At 71.1% G+C, this 16,102-nt stretch carries 11 protein-coding genes; 3 read left to right on the top strand and 8 right to left on the bottom strand.

Features of this window, described 5'->3' with window-relative positions; translation table 11 throughout:
* Positions 1-115: 115 nt before the first annotated feature.
* The 3 genes from pyk to pta form a co-directional block, all read right to left on the bottom strand.
* Positions 116-1,546 (bottom strand): pyruvate kinase, encoded by a 1,431-nt coding sequence (gene pyk / locus ACIQV3_RS15005; RefSeq protein ID WP_403712806.1) that lies wholly within the window; start codon positions 1,544-1,546, stop codon positions 116-118.
* A 63-nt stretch (positions 1,547-1,609) separates the two neighbouring features.
* A complete protein-coding gene (locus ACIQV3_RS15000; protein ID WP_403712805.1) occupies positions 1,610-2,824 on the bottom strand; it encodes an acetate kinase in 1,215 nt (404 codons plus the stop codon).
* A gap of 51 nt (positions 2,825-2,875) precedes the next feature.
* Positions 2,876-4,957, bottom strand: coding sequence for a phosphate acetyltransferase (gene pta / locus ACIQV3_RS14995; RefSeq protein ID WP_403712804.1), 2,082 nt, complete (start codon positions 4,955-4,957; stop codon positions 2,876-2,878).
* Between the two features lie 280 nt (positions 4,958-5,237).
* Here pta and ACIQV3_RS14990 point away from each other — a divergent pair, with 280 nt between their 5' ends.
* Positions 5,238-6,263: an ATP-dependent 6-phosphofructokinase gene (locus tag ACIQV3_RS14990; protein WP_266881196.1), complete on the top strand. Its 1,026-nt coding sequence runs from the start codon at positions 5,238-5,240 to the stop codon at positions 6,261-6,263.
* Between the two features lie 202 nt (positions 6,264-6,465).
* Here the strand turns inward: ACIQV3_RS14990 and ACIQV3_RS14985 are convergent, their stop codons facing one another.
* A complete protein-coding gene (locus tag ACIQV3_RS14985; protein WP_403712891.1) occupies positions 6,466-7,089 on the bottom strand; it encodes a helix-turn-helix domain-containing protein in 624 nt (207 codons plus the stop codon).
* Positions 7,090-7,386: 297 nt separating this feature from the next.
* Between ACIQV3_RS14985 and ACIQV3_RS14980 the strand changes: the two genes are divergently transcribed.
* Both ACIQV3_RS14980 and ACIQV3_RS14975 read left to right on the top strand, forming a co-directional pair.
* Positions 7,387-7,800 carry a MerR family transcriptional regulator gene (locus ACIQV3_RS14980; RefSeq protein WP_403712803.1) on the top strand — a complete coding sequence of 138 codons (414 nt, stop codon included), beginning with the start codon at positions 7,387-7,389 and terminating at the stop codon, positions 7,798-7,800.
* A gap of 30 nt (positions 7,801-7,830) precedes the next feature.
* Complete coding sequence (locus ACIQV3_RS14975) at positions 7,831-8,190, top strand: thioredoxin family protein (protein ID WP_403712802.1); 360 nt, start codon at positions 7,831-7,833, stop codon at positions 8,188-8,190.
* Here ACIQV3_RS14975 and glgB read toward each other — a convergent pair.
* From glgB to ACIQV3_RS14955, 4 genes are all read right to left on the bottom strand, one after another.
* Entirely contained in the window at positions 8,168-10,474 is a 2,307-nt protein-coding gene (glgB, locus tag ACIQV3_RS14970; protein ID WP_403712801.1) for a 1,4-alpha-glucan branching enzyme, read from the bottom strand. The genes ACIQV3_RS14975 and glgB overlap by 23 nt on opposite strands.
* Positions 10,471-11,952 (bottom strand): maltokinase, encoded by a 1,482-nt coding sequence (locus tag ACIQV3_RS14965; RefSeq protein WP_403712800.1) that lies wholly within the window; start codon positions 11,950-11,952, stop codon positions 10,471-10,473. Before ACIQV3_RS14965 ends, glgB begins: the two co-directional genes overlap by 4 nt.
* Before the next feature lie 152 nt (positions 11,953-12,104).
* A complete protein-coding gene (gene treS / locus ACIQV3_RS14960; protein ID WP_266881200.1) occupies positions 12,105-13,799 on the bottom strand; it encodes a maltose alpha-D-glucosyltransferase in 1,695 nt (564 codons plus the stop codon).
* Entirely contained in the window at positions 13,796-15,790 is a 1,995-nt protein-coding gene (locus ACIQV3_RS14955; RefSeq protein ID WP_403712799.1) for a maltotransferase domain-containing protein, read from the bottom strand. Before ACIQV3_RS14955 ends, treS begins: the two co-directional genes overlap by 4 nt.
* Positions 15,791-16,102 lie beyond the last annotated feature (312 nt).

Here is a 16,102-nt window from a genome sequence, read left to right as displayed (position 1 = left end):
GTACGGCCTCGCGCGGCCGGACGCACCGAGGGCGGCACCCCGGATCCTCATCGGATCGGGGTGCCGCCCTCGGTCTCTGTGCGGCAGAGTTCGAGCACGGTACGGCGGTGCGAGATCAGTCGCGGGCGCCGCTGCCCAGGTGGTGGACCCGGACCATGTTGGTGGTGCCGGGGACGCCGGGGGGCGAGCCGGCGGTGATGATCATGGTGTCGCCCTTGTTGTACCGCTTGAGCTTGAGCATCTCCACGTCCACCAGGTCGACCATGGAGTCGGTGTTGTCCACGTGCGGGACGACGTAGGACTCGACGCCCCAGCTCAGCGTGAGCTGGTTGCGGGTGCCCTCGTCCGTGGTGAAGGCCAGGATCGGCTGGTTCGCGCGGTAGCGCGACAGGCGGCGGGCGGTGTCACCGGAGTGGGTGAAGGCGACCAGGGCCTTGCCGTCCAGGAAGTCCGCGATCTCGCAGGCCGCGCGGGCGACGGAGCCGCCCTGGGTGCGGGGCTTCTTGCCCGGGACCAGCGGCTGCAGGCCCTTGGACAGGAGCTCCTCCTCGGCCGCCTCGACGATCTTCGACATCGTCTTGACGGTCTCGATCGGGTAGGCGCCGACCGAGGACTCGGCGGACAGCATGACCGCGTCCGCGCCGTCGAGGATCGCGTTGGCGACGTCGGAGGCCTCCGCGCGCGTCGGGCGCGAGTTGGTGATCATCGACTCCATCATCTGGGTCGCGACGATCACCGGCTTGGCGTTGCGGCGGCACATCTCCACGAGGCGCTTCTGCACCATCGGGACCTTCTCGAGCGGGTACTCGACGGCCAGGTCGCCACGGGCGACCATGACCGCGTCGAAGGCCGCGACGACGCCCTCCATGTTGGCGACGGCCTGCGGCTTCTCGACCTTGGCGATGACGGGGACCCGGCGGCCCTCCTCGTCCATGACCTTGTGGACGTCCTTGACGTCCTCGGCGTCACGCACGAAGGAGAGGGCGACCATGTCGCAGCCCATCCGCAGGGCGAAGCGGAGGTCGTCGACGTCCTTCTCCGACAGGGCGGGGACGTTGACGGCGGCACCCGGCAGGTTGATGCCCTTGTGGTCCGAGATGACACCGCCCTCGATGACGATGGTCTTGACCCGGGGGCCCTCGACCCCGGTCACCCGGAGCTCGACGTTGCCGTCGTTGATCAGGACCTGGTCGCCCTTGGAGACGTCGCCCGGCAGACCCTTGTAGGTCGTGCCGCAGATCGACTTGTCACCCGGGACGTCTTCGGTGGTGATGGTGAACTCGTCACCGCGGACGAGCTCGACGGGACCCTCGGCGAAGGTCTCCAGGCGGATCTTCGGGCCCTGGAGGTCGGCGAGGACGCCGACGGCGCGCCCGGTGTCCTCGGAGACCTTCCGGACGCGGTCGTACCGCTCCTGGTGTTCTGCCTGGGAGCCGTGGCTGAAGTTGAATCGGGCCACGTTCATACCGGCCTCTACGAGAGCTTTCAGCTGCTCGTAAGAGTCGACGGCGGGGCCCAGCGTGCAGACGATTTTGGAACGGCGCATGGAGCGGATCCTATCGGTTTGTTTCGTAGCGGAATATTCCACCTGGCGGAAAGTCCAAAGTGACTACCGGGTAACCAGCGCGTACGTCTGGCTGGCGATCTCCAGTTCCTCGTCCGTCGGGACCACGGCCACGGCCACCCGCGCGTACTCCGCGGACACCAGGCGCGGCTCGGGGGACCGTACCGAGTTCGCTTCCAGGTCGAGCGCCAGGCCCAGTTCGGCCAGACCGGCCAGGGCCATCTCCCGGATTTCGGAGGAGTTCTCGCCCACGCCCGCCGTGAAGGCGACCGCGTCCACCCGTCCGAGTACCGCCGAGTAGGCGCCGATGTACTTCTTCAGACGGTGGATGTACGAGGCCAGCGCGAGGCGCGCGGAGGCGTCGCCCTCCGCCGCCCGCCGCTGCACCTCGCGCATGTCGTTGTCGCCGCACAGACCCAGCAGACCGCTCTTCTTGTTGAGCAGCGAGTCGATCTCGTCGACGGACATGCCCCCGACCCGCGCCAGGTGGAAGACGACCGCGGGGTCCAGATCGCCCGAACGGGTGCCCATGACCAGGCCCTCCAGCGGGGTCAGCCCCATGGAGGTCTCCACGCAGACCCCGCCGTGCACGGCCGAGGCCGAGGCGCCGTTGCCCAGGTGGAGCACGATCACGTTCACGTCCTCCTCGGCCTTGCCGAGGAGCCGCGCGGTGGCGCGGGCGACGTAGGCGTGCGAGGTGCCGTGGAACCCGTACCGCCGGATGGAGTACTTGTCGGCCGTCGCGGTGTCGATCGCGTACCGCGCCACGTGCTCCGGCATGGTCGAGTGGAAGGCCGTGTCGAAGACGGCTACCTGCGGCAGGTCGGGGCGCAGCTCGCGCGCCACCTCGATGCCGGTCACGTTCGCCGGGTTGTGCAGCGGGGCGAGCGGGATCAGGGCGCGGATCTCGGCCAGGACGGCGTCGTCGATCAGCGTCGGGTGCGTGAACTTGGTCCCGCCGTGCACCACCCGGTGGCCCACGGCGGCCAGCTCGGGCGAGTCCAGACCCAGCCCGTCGGCGGCGAGCTCCGCCGAGACGGCCCGCAGCGCGGCCGCGTGGTCCGGGATCGGGCCGGTCCGCACGCGCTTGCCGCCCGCGGCACCGGGGCCGGTCAGCGGCTCGTGCGTGAGCCTGGAGGTCTCCTCGCCGATGCGCTCCACCAGGCCGACCGCCAGGCGGGAGGAGTCCGCCATGTCGAGCAGCTGGTACTTGACCGACGAGGAGCCGGAGTTCAGGACGAGTACGCGCGATGCGGTCACGATGGGGGTCTTTCCTTCGGGATGGGGAACTCGGCGGGGGGCGGGGCGGGGTCAGCCGGCCGCGGGCCGGGACTGCGCCTGGATCGCGGTGATGGCCACGGTGGTGACGATGTCCTGCACCAGGGCGCCGCGGGAGAGGTCGTTCACGGGCTTGCGCAGACCCTGCAGGACCGGGCCGACCGCCACGGCGCCGGCCGAGCGCTGCACGGCCTTGTACGTGTTGTTGCCGGTGTTCAGGTCGGGGAAGATCAGCACCGTCGCGCGGCCGGCCACCTCGGACTCGGGCAGCTTGGTCGCGGCGACCGAGGGCTCCACGGCGGCGTCGTACTGGATCGGACCCTCGATCAGCAGGTCGGGACGCTGCTCGCGGACGATCTCGGTGGCCTTGCGGACCTTGTCCACGTCCGCGCCCGAGCCGGAGGTGCCGGTCGAGTACGAGAGCATCGCGATCCGCGGCTCCAGGCCGAACGCGGCGGCGGTGGTGGCCGACTGGACGGCGATGTCGGCGAGCTGCTCGGCGTTGGGGTCCGGGTTCACGGCGCAGTCGCCGTACGCGAGGACCCTGTCGGCCAGGCACATGAAGAAGACCGAGGAGACGATGGACGCGTCGGGCTTGGTCTTGATGATCTCGAAGGCCGGGCGGATGGTGGCGGCGGTGGAGTGCACCGAGCCGGAGACCATGCCGTCGGCGAGGCCCTCCTGGACCATCAGGGTGCCGAAGTAGTTGACGTCGGTGACCACGTCGTGGGCCAGCTCGACCGTCATGCCCTTGTGGGCGCGGGCCTTGGCGTAGTACTCGGCGAACCGTTCCCGCAGCGGGGAGGTCGCCGGGTCGATGAGCTGGGCGGCCGAGATGTCGATGCCCAGGTCGGCGGCCTTCTTCAGGATCGCCTGCTCCTCGCCCAGCAGGGTGAGGTCGCAGACCCCGCGGCGCAGCACCACGTCCGCGGCGCGCAGCACGCGCTCCTCGGTGCCCTCGGGGAGGACCACGCGGCGGCGCTCGGCACGGGCCTGCTCCAGGAGCTGGTTCTCGAACATCATCGGCGTGACCCGCTCCGAGCGGGCCACCGAGAGCACCTCGCGCAGCTCGGCGGTGTCCACGTGGCGTTCGAACAGGCCGAGCGCGGTTTCCAGCTTGCGCGGGGTCGCGGAGTTCAGCCGGCTCTGCAGCGAGAAGAGTTCGGCGGCCGTCGGGAAGCTGTTGCCCGCCACCGATACGACCGGGGTGCCCGGAGCCAGCTTGGAGGCCAGCGTCAGGATGTCCTTGCCCGGGCGCTCGTTCAGCGTCAGCAGCACGCCGGCGATCGGCGGGGTGCCGGAGGTGTGCGCGGCGAGCGCGCCGATGACCAGGTCGGAGCGGTCCCCGGGGGTGACGACCAGGCAGCCGGGGGTCAGGGCGTTGAGGAAGTTGGGCAGCATGGCCCCGCCGAAGACGAAGTCCAGGGCGTCGCGGGCCAGTCCGGCCTCGTCGCCGAGGAGCACCTCGCCGCCGAGCGCCCGGGTGATCTGGGCGACCGTCGGGGCGGACAGGTGCTTGTCGTCCGGCAGGACGTAGCAGGGCACGGGGAGCCGGGCGGCGAGGCGCTCGGCTATCACCTCGCGGTCCTCGGCGGCCACCCGGTTGACGACCATCGCGCCCACGTGACAGCCCAGGGCCTCGTACGCGCGGTAGGCGTTGCGGGTCTCGGCGCGCACGGCCTCGGCCGGGTGCTTGGTGCCGCCCACGACGGGGATGACCAGGGCGCCCAGCTCGTTGGCGAGGCGGGCGTTGAGCGCCAGCTCGTCGGGGAGGTTGGTGTCGGCGTAGTCGGTGCCGAGGACCAGCATGACCTCGTAGTCGCGCGCCACCTTGTGGTAGCGGCCGACGAGCTGGGAGACCAGTTCGTCGGTGCCCTTCTCGGCCAGGAGGGCGGAGGCCTCGTGGTACTCCATGCCGTAGGCCGTCGAGGCGTCCTGCTCGATCCGGTACCGGCCCTTGAGCAGGTCGAAGAGCCGGTCGGGCCCGTCGTGCAGCAGGGGGCGGTACACGCCCACCCGGCCAGTCTGGCGGGTCAGGAGCTCCATGATGCCCAGCTCGACGACCTGGCGGCCGTCCCCCCGCTCGATACCCGTCACGTACACGCTGCGCGTCACGCGTGCTCTCCGTCCCAATTCGAGTCGGTTGTCCCAGTTAATATGGGCTTGACCTCTTGACAATACCCCTGCGATTCCGTAGGTCGCCCGCCGGAAGAAGGACCTGCCCGAGGGGGCCGAAAGGCCCTGCCGGCGCCCCGCGGGCGGAGTGCCACGGAGCGCGCTCCACCCGGGGCCCGTGGAACAATCGGACAGGCTTCATCAATACGCCCTTCATATGTACGACTGTGCGCCCGCACGCGAACAGTCATGTACGACCAGGAGCAGGAGACACAGCACGATGCGTATCGGAGTTCTCACCGCAGGCGGCGACTGCCCGGGCCTGAACGCTGTCATCCGGTCGGTCGTACACCGTGCCGTGGTCGGGCACGGGGACGAGGTCATCGGCTTCGAGGACGGCTTCAAGGGCCTGCTCGACGGCAATTACCGCCCCCTCGACATCAACGCGGTCAGCGGCATCCTCGCCCGCGGCGGCACGATCCTCGGATCGGCCCGCATGGAGCGCGCACGCCTCCACGAAGCGGCCGAGAACGCCGTCGAACTGGCCAAGCGCTACGGCATCGACGCCCTGATCCCGATCGGCGGCGAGGGCACCCTGACCGCCGCCCGGATGCTGTCGGACGCCGGCATGCCGGTCGTCGGCGTGCCCAAGACCATCGACAACGACATCTCCTCCACCGACCGCACCTTCGGCTTCGACACCGCCGTCATGGTCGCAACGGAGGCCATCGACCGCCTCAAGACCACCGCCGAGTCGCACCAGCGCGTCATGGTCGTCGAGGTCATGGGCCGGCACGCGGGCTGGATCGCCCTGGAGTCCGGCATGGCCGGCGGCGCCCACGGCATCTGCCTGCCGGAGCGCCCCTTCGAGGTGGACGCCCTGGTCAAGATGGTGGAGGAACGGTTCGCCCGCGGCAAGAAGTTCGCCGTCATCTGCGTGGCCGAAGGCGCGCACCCCGGCGAGGGCTCCATGCCGTACGAGAAGGGCGCGATCGACCAGTACGGCCACGAGCGCTTCGCCGGCATCGGCAACCGCCTCGCCGTCGAGCTGGAGCGGCGCCTGGGCAAGGAAGCCCGCCCGGTCATCCTCGGCCACGTCCAGCGCGGCGGCACCCCCACCGCCTACGACCGCGTCCTCGCGACCCGCTTCGGCTGGCACGCCGTCGAGGGAGTCCACCGCGGCGACTTCGGCAACATGACCGCCCTGCGCGGCACCGACATCGTCATGGCCCCGCTGGCCGAAGCCGTCACCGAGCTGAAGACGGTCCCCGAGGACCGCATGTACGAGGCCGAGTCCGTCTTCTGACGGTCCCGGCCGGGACTTCCGTCCCGAATCCGCCGCCGGACGGCCCTCTCCGCACCACTCCTCCGGGGGCCCCGGGGGGCGGCCGGCCGGCCCGCGGGGCGGGACCACCGCCCCGACTTCGGGCGCCGAAAGGCCCCGATCGCGTCCTCGTCCGGACGCGGTCGGGGCCTTTCCCGCAGGGAGATCGCGGGCGAAATGTGTCCTACGCCGCACCCCCGGCGAGGCTCCAGAACCGCTCCACGATGTCGGTGAGGTACTCACGCCCCGCGTCGCCGCTGCCGGCCTCGCCCCCGCCGCCGCCCCAGCTCAGGGTCGCCACCATCCGCGACTGGTACTCGCCGTGCAGCTGCTCCAGCACCCGCTCCAGGTGCGGCTTGGGCACCGGAAGCAGTTTGGCCAGCGGCTTCCCGTACGCCTGCCAGCGCGTGGTCACCGCGCTGCGCAGCAGCTCGGCCAGCTCCTCGTGCTTGCCGGTCGCCGTCACGAACTGGGCCAGGGTCAGCCCCAGCGCCGTCGCCAGCGCGGCGGACTGGCGCTCGTTGCCCTTCCAGCGGCCGGAGTCCTCCATCTTCTGGTACGCGCCCGCCTCCACACCGACCCGGCGGGCGAGGTCCTCGGCGGCCAGGCCCCGGGCGATGCGGTGCTCCCGCAGGGTGACGGGCTCGGCGAGCAGCTCGCCGGGGGAACACCAGAGCACGCCCGCCAGGGCGGTGAGCTCGGTGGAGGTGGGCGAAATCTCGCCACGCTCCCACGCCATCACGGTCTCGGGAGTGACGATCAGTCCGTACTGGGCGCGCAGGCCATAGGCGACATGACCGGGAGCCATGCCCAGGGCCGCGCGGAGACGACGCGCGGCGGGGGCATTGAAGGGGGGGCTGGAGTGCACATGGCACACCGTAGGAGTGGCCGAGGCGTGGCGACTACAGACCAAACAAACAAGCCCATACCTCGTAGGAACGTCCTATGAACTTAAGGCCTTTGGACGGTTTTCCCTGAGACTGTCCGGTAATCGGAGTGAGCGGTGATCCACTTCCTAGCGTACGTTTCCGGCCGCCCGCAGCGATAGCCCCGTGCGCGATCCCTCCTTGCCTTGACGCCGAGGTCAAGGATTACGGTCGGGGCCATGCGAATCGGCGAACTGGCCGAGCGTGCGGGCACCAGCACCCGGACGCTCCGGTACTACGAGTCGCGGGGACTGCTGCCCGCCCGGCGCGACGGCAACGGCTACCGCACCTACGACGAGGAAGACCTGCGGCTGCTCCGCCAGATCCGCACGCTCCAGGACTTCGGCTTCGACCTGGAGGAGACCCGCCCGTTCGTGGAATGCCTGCGCGCCGGGCACCCGTCGGGCGACTCCTGTCCGGCCTCGCTGGCCGTCTACCGGCGCAAGCTCACCGAACTGGACGGCCTCATCGGCCGCCTCGGCGAGGTGCGCGACCAGGTCGCGAGCCAGCTCGCCGAAGCCGAAGCCGGAGCCGGAGCCGGAGCCGGAGCCGGAGCCGAAGAAGCACAGCCCAGATGCGAGATGACCGGCTGATCCGGCCGGTCGCGACGAGAGGGGAAGCACATGACCAAGGCCCACGGCGTGGCCGAAGTGACCGACGCCGACTTCGGGGCGCAGGTGCTCGCCGAGCGCGGCCGGCCCGTCCTGGTGGAGTTCACCGCCGACTGGTGCGGCCCGTGCCGCCAGCTCGCACCCGTCCTGTCCGCCGTCGCCGCGGAAGAGGCCGACCGCCTCAAGGTCGTGCGGATCGACGCGGACACCAACCCGGAGACGACCCTGCGCCACGGGGTGCTGTCCATGCCGACCCTGCTCGTCTTCCGCGACGGCGAGCCCGTCCTGCGGCTGGTCGGAGCCCGCGCCAAGCGCAGGCTCCTCCAGGAGCTGGACGGGGTCCTCGCGGCTACCGCGGGGGCATCGGCCTGAACCAGACCGTGGACAGGGGCGGGAGGGTCAGGCGCAGGCTCGCCGGCCGGCCCTGAGCGGGCACCGGTTCGGGGCGCAGCGGCTGGGTGTGGTGGACGCCGCTGCCGCCGTAGGGCTCCAGGTCGGTGTTGAGCACCTCCCGCCACAGCGGAACCTCCTCCGGGACCCCGATCCGGTACCCGTGCCGGACCACCGGCGAGAAGTTCGAGACGCACAGCAGCTGCGAGCCGTCCTGCGCGAAGCGCAGGAAGGCGAAGACGTTGTCCTCGGCCGCGTCCGCCTCCACCCACGCGAAGCCCTCCGGCACGCTGTCCCGCTCCCACAGGGCGGGCGCCGCCCGGTAGGTGCGGTTCAGGTCGCCCACGAGGCTGCGTACGCCCCGGTGGTCACCGGCCGCCGCGTACGAGGAGTCCAGCAGCCACCAGTCCGGGCCGTACGACTCGGACCACTCCGAGCCCTGGGCGAACTCCTGCCCCATGAAGAGCAGTTGCTTGCCCGGGTGGGCCCACATGAAGCCCAGGTACGCACGGTGTATGGCCCGCTGCTGCCACCAGTCGCCGGGCATCTTCGACACCAGCGAGGCCTTGCCGTGCACCACCTCGTCGTGGGAGATCGGCAGCACGTAGTTCTCGCTGAACGCGTAGACCATCCCGAAGGTCATGTCGTGGTGGTGGTACTTGCGGTGCACCGGGTCCTTCGACGCGTAGCGCAGGGTGTCGTGCATCCAGCCCATGTTCCACTTCAGGCCGAAGCCGAGCCCGCCCCCGTCCGTGGGCTGCGTGACGCCCGGCCACGCCGTGGACTCCTCGGCGATCGTCACCACGCCCGGGCAGCGCCGGTAGACGGTCGCGTTCATCTCCTGGAGCATCGCGACCGCGTCCAGGTTCTCCCGGCCGCCGTGCTCGTTCGGGGTCCACTCGCCGTCCTTGCGGGAGTAGTCCAGGTAGAGCATCGAGGCCACCGCGTCCACGCGCAGCCCGTCCACGTGGAACTCCTGGCACCAGTACACGGCGTTGGCCACGAGGAAGTTGCGCACCTCCCGGCGCCCGTAGTCGAACTCCAGCGTCCCCCAGTCCGGGTGCGCGGCCCGCTGCGGGTCGTGGTGCTCGTAGAGCGGCCGTCCGTCGAACTCGGCGAGCGCCCAGTCGTCGCGCGGGAAGTGCGCCGGCACCCAGTCGGCGATCACTCCGATCCCGGCCCGGTGCAGCGCGTCGACCAGGAAGCGGAAGTCGTCCGGGGTGCCCATCCGGGAGGTCGGCGCGTAGAAGCCGGTGACCTGGTAGCCCCAGGAGCCGCCGAAGGGGTGCTCGGCGACCGGCATCAGCTCCACGTGGGTGAAGCCGAGCTCCGTCACGTACGCGGGCAGCTGCTCGGCCAGCTGCCGGTAGGAGAGACCGGGCCGCCAGGACGCCAGGTGCAGCTCGTACACGGAGAAGGGGGCCTGGTGCGGGGCCGGCTCCCCGCGCCGCGCCATCCAGTCCGCGTCCTGCCAGACGTAGGAGGAGGCGGTCACCACCGAGGCGTTGGCCGGCGGGACCTCGGTGTGCTGGGCCATCGGGTCGGCGCGCAGGGTGTGCGAGCCGTCCGGGCGGGTGATGTCGTACTTGTACAGGGCGCCCTCGCCGACGCCGGGCAGGAACAGCTCCCACACGCCGGTCGCCCCGAGCGAGCGCATCGGGTAGGCGACCGAGTCCCAGTACGAGAAGTCCCCGCTGACCCGCACGCCCTGCGCGTTCGGCGCCCACACCGTGAACCGGGTGCCCGCCACGCCCTGGTGGACCATCGGCTCCGCGCCGAGCGCCGTCCACAGCTCCTCGTGCCGGCCCTCGCCGATCAGGTGCAGATCGAGCTCGCCGAGCGCGGGCAGGAACCGATAGGGGTCGTGGACCTCCAGCTCGTCGCTGTCGTACGTCACCAGCAGCCGGTAGTCCGGCACCCCGGCCAGCGGCAGCAGCCCGGAGAACAGCCCGTCTCCCTCGTCGAGGAGTTCGGCCCGCAGTCCCTTGGCGACGACGGTGACCGCCTTCGCGTACGGACGCAGCACCCGGAAGGACACCCCGCCCCGCTGGGTGCGGGCTCCGAGCACCCCGTGCGGATCGTGGTGGCGGCCCTCCAGCAGCCGGGCCCGCTCCTCCGCGCCCAGCGCCGGCACCGGCCGGACCCCGCGCGGCGGGGCCGTCCGCCGGGCCCTGGGGGCCCGGGGCTTCTTCACGGGCTCGGGGCTTTCGACGGCGGGCTGGGCTTCGTCGCGGACGGTCGGTGACGGCTGTCGTGCGGCGCTCACGCGAGCGGCCTCCTCGGGGGCTTCGGGTGGAGGGTGGGGGATCCTGGGGCGGGGAGCTGCGTGCGGTGCGAGGGCGGACGCAGCGGCTCCGAGAGCCGCCGGATCGCCGCCATCGGCACGTGCAGCCAGTCGGGCCGGTGCCGGGACTCGTAGCGGGCCTCGTACACGGCCTTGTCGGTCTCGTAGGCCCGCAGGAGCACGGGGTCCTCGCGGGGGTCGCGGCCGGTGGTGCGGGCGTAGCCCTCGCAGAAGGCGGCCCGGCAGTCGTCCGCCCAGGCGGGGGCGAACGGCCGGTGGGAGCGGGCCGCGTAGTCGAAGGAGCGCAGTATCCCGGCGATGTCCCGCACCGCCGGTTCGGGGCGGCGCCGGTCGGCCAGCGGGCGGGCCGGCTCGCCCTCGAAGTCGATCAGCGCCCAGCTGCCGTCCACCGTGCGCAGGGTCTGGCCCAGGTGCAGGTCCCCGTGGATCCGCTGGGCGGACACCCCGGCCCCGCGGGAGGCGGCCAGCGCGTCGAAGGCCCCGCGCAGCCCCGCCTCGTAGGGCCGCAGGGCCGGTACCTCGCGGGCGGTCGCGGCGAGCCGGGCCGTCATCCCGGCGGCGAGGCGGGCCGTCTGCTCCGGGCCCAGCGCGACGGTGGGCAGGGCTCCGGCCAGCGCGCTGTGCACCTCGGCGGTGGCCCGGCCCAGCGCGTGCGCCTCGGCGGTGAAGTCGGCGCCGGTGCGCAGCCGGTGCAGCGCGAGCTGCCAGCCGTCGTCGGAGCCGCGCAGGTACGGCTGGAGCACGCCCAGGGTCAGCGGTTCGGAGCCGGGCAGCTCGGCCTCGTACCAGGCGACCGGCGCGGGCACCCGGGCGCAGCCGGCGGCGGCCAGGGCGCGGGGCAGCTCAAGGTCGGGATTGACCCCGGGGCCGACCCGTCTGAAGATCTTCAGGATGTACGAATCCCCGTAGATCAGCGAGGAGTTGGTCTGCTCCCCGGACAGCGGCCGGGGGGTGGGCGCCTCGGGGATGACCACGGCCGGGTCCCGGTCGAAGCGCAGCGGGCCCAGGGTGCCGGGGGAGCGCAGCCGCTCCAGCAGCAGCGAGGCGAGCCGCGGATCGCCGAGTCCCTCGTAGACCGACTGGCCGGCGTACGGGCCCTGCTCGGCGCGGCCGATCAGCGCGGGCGCGAGGGCCGGCGGCAGCGGGCTCGGGCGGATCCCGAGCAGGAGCTGGTAGCAGTCCCCGTCCACGTCCAGCAGCAGGTGCAGCAGCCCGGGGGCGGACCCGGGGGGCAGCAGTTCGGCCGCCGAGACGGTCCTGAGCCGTCCGATGGCGCGGCCCTTGCCCGCGAACCAGCGCTGCGCGGGCAGCCAGGCCCGCAGCATGGGCTCCAGTGGACCGAGTCCGATCCCGGGCCCGATCCCGAGTCCGATCCCGGGCCCGAGCCCGGTGGCCCGGTCGGCGGTGAGCCGATCCCGGGCGGATGCAGCCTCCGACATGGCGTCGCGTCCTTTCCCCGGGCCGTCAAAGAATGCGCATTGTGTCCCGGATTGAGCTGGTTGCTTCTCCGGTGCGTGCGAGTGTCGGGTCAGGATGATCCGTACAGGGGCGGGCGGTTGACCCATTCGCCGCGCCCGCCCCGGGCCGGCCGCTACTCCGAGCGCAGGCGGAACCAGTAGAAGCCGTGGCCCGCCAGGGTCAGCAGGTACGGCCATTCGCCGATCGGCGGGAAGCGGACGTCGCCGGTGAGTTCCACCGGGACCCGCCCGTTGAACGACCGCAGGTCCAGCTCGGTGGGCTGCGCGAAGCGCGAGAAGTTGTGCACGCACAGCACCAGGTCGTCCCCGTACTCACGGAGGAAGGCCAGCACCGCCGGGTTCGTCGACGGCAGTTCGGTGTACGAGCCGAGTCCGAAGGCCGGGTTGGCCTTGCGGACCTCGATCATCCTGCGGGTCCAGTGCAGCAGCGAAGACGGTGAGGCCATCGCCGCTTCGACATTGGTCACCTGGTACCCGTGGACCGGGTCCATGATGACCGGCAGGTTGAGCCTGCCCGGATCGCACGAGGAGAAACCGGCGTTGCGGTCCGGGGTCCACTGCATCGGCGTGCGCACGCCGTCGCGGTCGCCGAGCCAGATGTTGTCGCCCATGCCGATCTCGTCGCCGTAGTACAGCACCGGCGAACCGGGCAGCGACAGCAGCAGGGCGGTGAACAGCTCCATCTGGTTGCGGTCGTTGTCCAGCAGCGGGGCGAGGCGGCGCCGGATGCCGATGTTGGCCCGCATCCGCGGGTCCTTGGCGTACTCGGCGTACATGTAGTCGCGCTCTTCGTCCGTGACCATTTCGAGGGTGAGCTCGTCGTGGTTGCGCAGGAAGATGCCCCACTGGCAGCGGTCCGGGATCGCCGGGGTCTTGGCCAGGATTTCGGAGACCGGGTAGCGGGACTCTCTTCGTACCGCCATGAAGATGCGCGGCATGACGGGGAAGTGGAAGGCCATGTGGCACTCGTCCCCGCCCTTCTCGAAGTCCCCGAAGTAGTCGACGACGTCCTCGGGCCACTGGTTGGCCTCGGCGAGCAGCACCGTGTCCGGGTAGTGCGCGTCGATCTCGGCGCGCACCGCCTTGAGGAGGGTGTGCGTGCGCGGCAGGTTCTCGCAGTTGGTGCCCTCCTCGGCGTACAGGTAGGGCACGGCGTCGAGGCGGAAGCCGTCGATGCCGAGGTCGAGCCAGAAGCGCAGCGCGGAGACGATCTCCTCGACCACGGCCGGGTTCTCGTAGTTGAGGTCCGGCTGGTGGGAAAAGAACCGGTGCCAGTAGTACTGCTTGCGGACCGGGTCGTACGTCCAGTTCGAGGTCTCGGTGTCGACGAAGATGATGCGGGCGTCCTGGAACTGCTTGTCGTTGTCGGCCCACATGTAGTAGTCGCCGTAGGGCCCGTCCGGGTCCTTGCGGGACTGCTGGAACCACTCGTGCTGATCGCTCGTGTGGTTCATGACGAAGTCGATGATCACCCGCATGCCGCGGGTGTGCGCCGCGTCCACGAACTCCACGAAGTCGGCGAGGTCGCCGAATTCGGGCAGCACTGAGGTGTAGTCGGCGACGTCGTAGCCCCCGTCGCGCAGGGGTGAGGCGAAGAACGGCGGCAGCCACAGGCAGTCGACGCCGAGCCACTGGAGGTAGTCCAGCTTCGCGGTGAGCCCCTTGAGGTCACCCACGCCGTCGCCGTTGCTGTCGTGGAAGGACCGTACGAGGACTTCGTAGAAGACCGCCCGCTTGAACCAGTCGGGATCGCGGTCCTTGGCGGGGGTGTCCTCGAAGGTGTCGGGGACGGGATCGTTGATCATCATGAGATGGGTGACCCTCCGGTGGGCGGGGACGGTCGCAGAGCGGCAAGTACGTGCGCGGGCGTTCGGCCCGGCTCTAGGCGCACGTAATTCGCCCTGCCCCAGTGATAGGTCTCGCCGGTGAGCTCGTCGCGCACCGCGAGGGACCCGTGCCAGTCGAGGCCGAGTACCGGCATGTCCAACGAGACCGTCGCCTCCTGGGTGTGGTGCGGATCGAGGTTGACGACCACCAGTACGGAATTGCTCCCCGCGTGCTTCGAATAGGCGATCACCTGTTCGTTGTCGGTCGGGTGGAAATGGATGTCGCGCAGCTGCTGGAGGGCCGGGTTGCGCCGGCGCAGCCGGTTCAGGGAGGTGATCAGCGGGGCGATGGAGCGGCCCTCGCGGTCGGCGGCGGCCCAGTCGCGCGGGCGCAGCTCGTACTTCTCGGAGTTCAGGTACTCCTCGCTGCCCTCCTTGGCCGGGGTGTTCTCGCAGAGCTCGTAACCGGCGTAGACCCCCCACGTGGGCGAGAGGGTGGCGGCGAGGACCGCGCGGACCTCGAAGGCGGGGCGGCCGCCGTGCTGAAGGTATGCGTGCAGGATGTCCGGGGTGTTGACGAAGAAATTCGGCCGCATGACGGAGGCGGAGCGGGTGTCCGCGAGCTCGGTCAGGTACTCGGTCAGCTCGGCCTTGGTGTTGCGCCAGGTGAAGTACGTGTAGGACTGCTGGAAGCCGACGGCGGCGAGCGCGCGCATCATCGCGGGGCGGGTGAAGGCCTCGGCGAGGAAGATCACGTCGGGATCGGACTTGTTGATGTCCGCGATCACCTTCTGCCAGAACACCACCGGCTTGGTGTGCGGGTTGTCGACCCGGAAGATGCGGACGCCGTGTTCCATCCAGTGCCGCAGGATCCGCACCGTCTCCCCGACGATGCCGGCCATGTCGGCGTCGAAGTGGATCGGGACGATGTCCTGGTACTTCTTCGGCGGGTTCTCCGCGTACGCGATCGTCCCGTCGGCGCGGTGGCGGAACCACTCCGGGTGCTTCTCCACCCAGGGGTGGTCCGGGGAGCACTGCAGGGCGAAGTCCAGCGCCACCTCCATGCGCAGCTCGCGGGCCCGGGCGACGAAGGCGTCGAAGTCCTCCAGGGTGCCGAGCTCGGGGTGGACCGCGTCGTGGCCACCCTCGGTGGAGCCGATGGCCCAGGGCACACCCGGGTCCCAACTCCCCGCGGACAGCGTGTTGTTCGGGCCCTTGCGGTACGTGCTGCCGATCGGGTGGATCGGCGGCAGGTACACCACGTCGAAGCCCATCGCGGCGACGGCGGGAAGCCGCTCGGCGGCGGTCCTGAACGTCCCGCTGACCGGAGCCTCGCCGGGCTCCAGCACCGCCCCCTCCGACCGGGGGAACATCTCGTACCAGGAGCCGAAGAGGGCCCGCTTGCGCTCGACCAGCAGCGGCAGCGGCTTGGAGGCCGTCACCAGCTCCCGGAGCGGGCGCTTGGCGAGCAGCGCGCCGATCCGGGGGGCGAGGGCGGCCGCGTACCGCTCCGCGACCGGCCGGTCCTCGTTGCGCATCACGTCCGCGGCGGCCAGCACGTGCTCGCGGCCGTCCCGCTTGGGAATCCTCGCGGCGGCCCGCTCGTAGAGCTCGGCGCCTTCCAGGAGGGTGAGGCCGGTGTCGATCCCGGCCGGGATCTTCACCGCCGCGTGGGCCCGCCAGGTGCCCACCGGATCGCTCCACGCCTCGACGGTGTACGTCCACCTCCCCTCGACCTCGGCGGACACCCGCGCCCCCCACCGGTCGGTGCCGGGGGCGAGCTCGGACAGGGGCACGGGAGGCCGCAGCCGCCCGCTCGGATCTCGCATGACGACATGGGCCGCCACGGCGTCGTGTCCCTCGCGGAACACGGTGGCGGAAATCTCGAAGACCTCGTCCACGACCGCCTTGGCGGGTCTGACGCCGCAGTCGACGGCGGGGCGGACGTCCAGCACGGGAATGCGACCGATCATGATGGGATCACCTGGGGGCAGTTCGCAGGGCTCGGTGACAACAGGCCAGCCGCCGGGGCAGCTGGTAGTGCACGCTCTGTTCGCTCTGTTTCTAGCCGCTCGGAAGACGGCTGGGCTGCGGGCATGGCCGCTCCTGTCCGCGTTCACTCGGGTGGCGGGGAGGCGGTTCCGGGGTGCGCCGTGCGCTGTACCCGAGGAGGCCTTCCCACTCCAGGGCGGCCCAACCCGGGTGTTCGGTTAACTACTCGTACGTACTGGAACGCGTGCCCGGCCTCGGCGGCCCCACACCCACCGATGCTCCGTCAACTCGGA

The organism is Streptomyces sp. NPDC099050, from assembly GCF_044759865.1.
Classification (GTDB): domain Bacteria; phylum Actinomycetota; class Actinomycetes; order Streptomycetales; family Streptomycetaceae; genus Streptomyces.
Note: the sequence above shows the minus strand (reverse complement) of the source record. Positions and strands in the feature narration are given on the sequence as shown.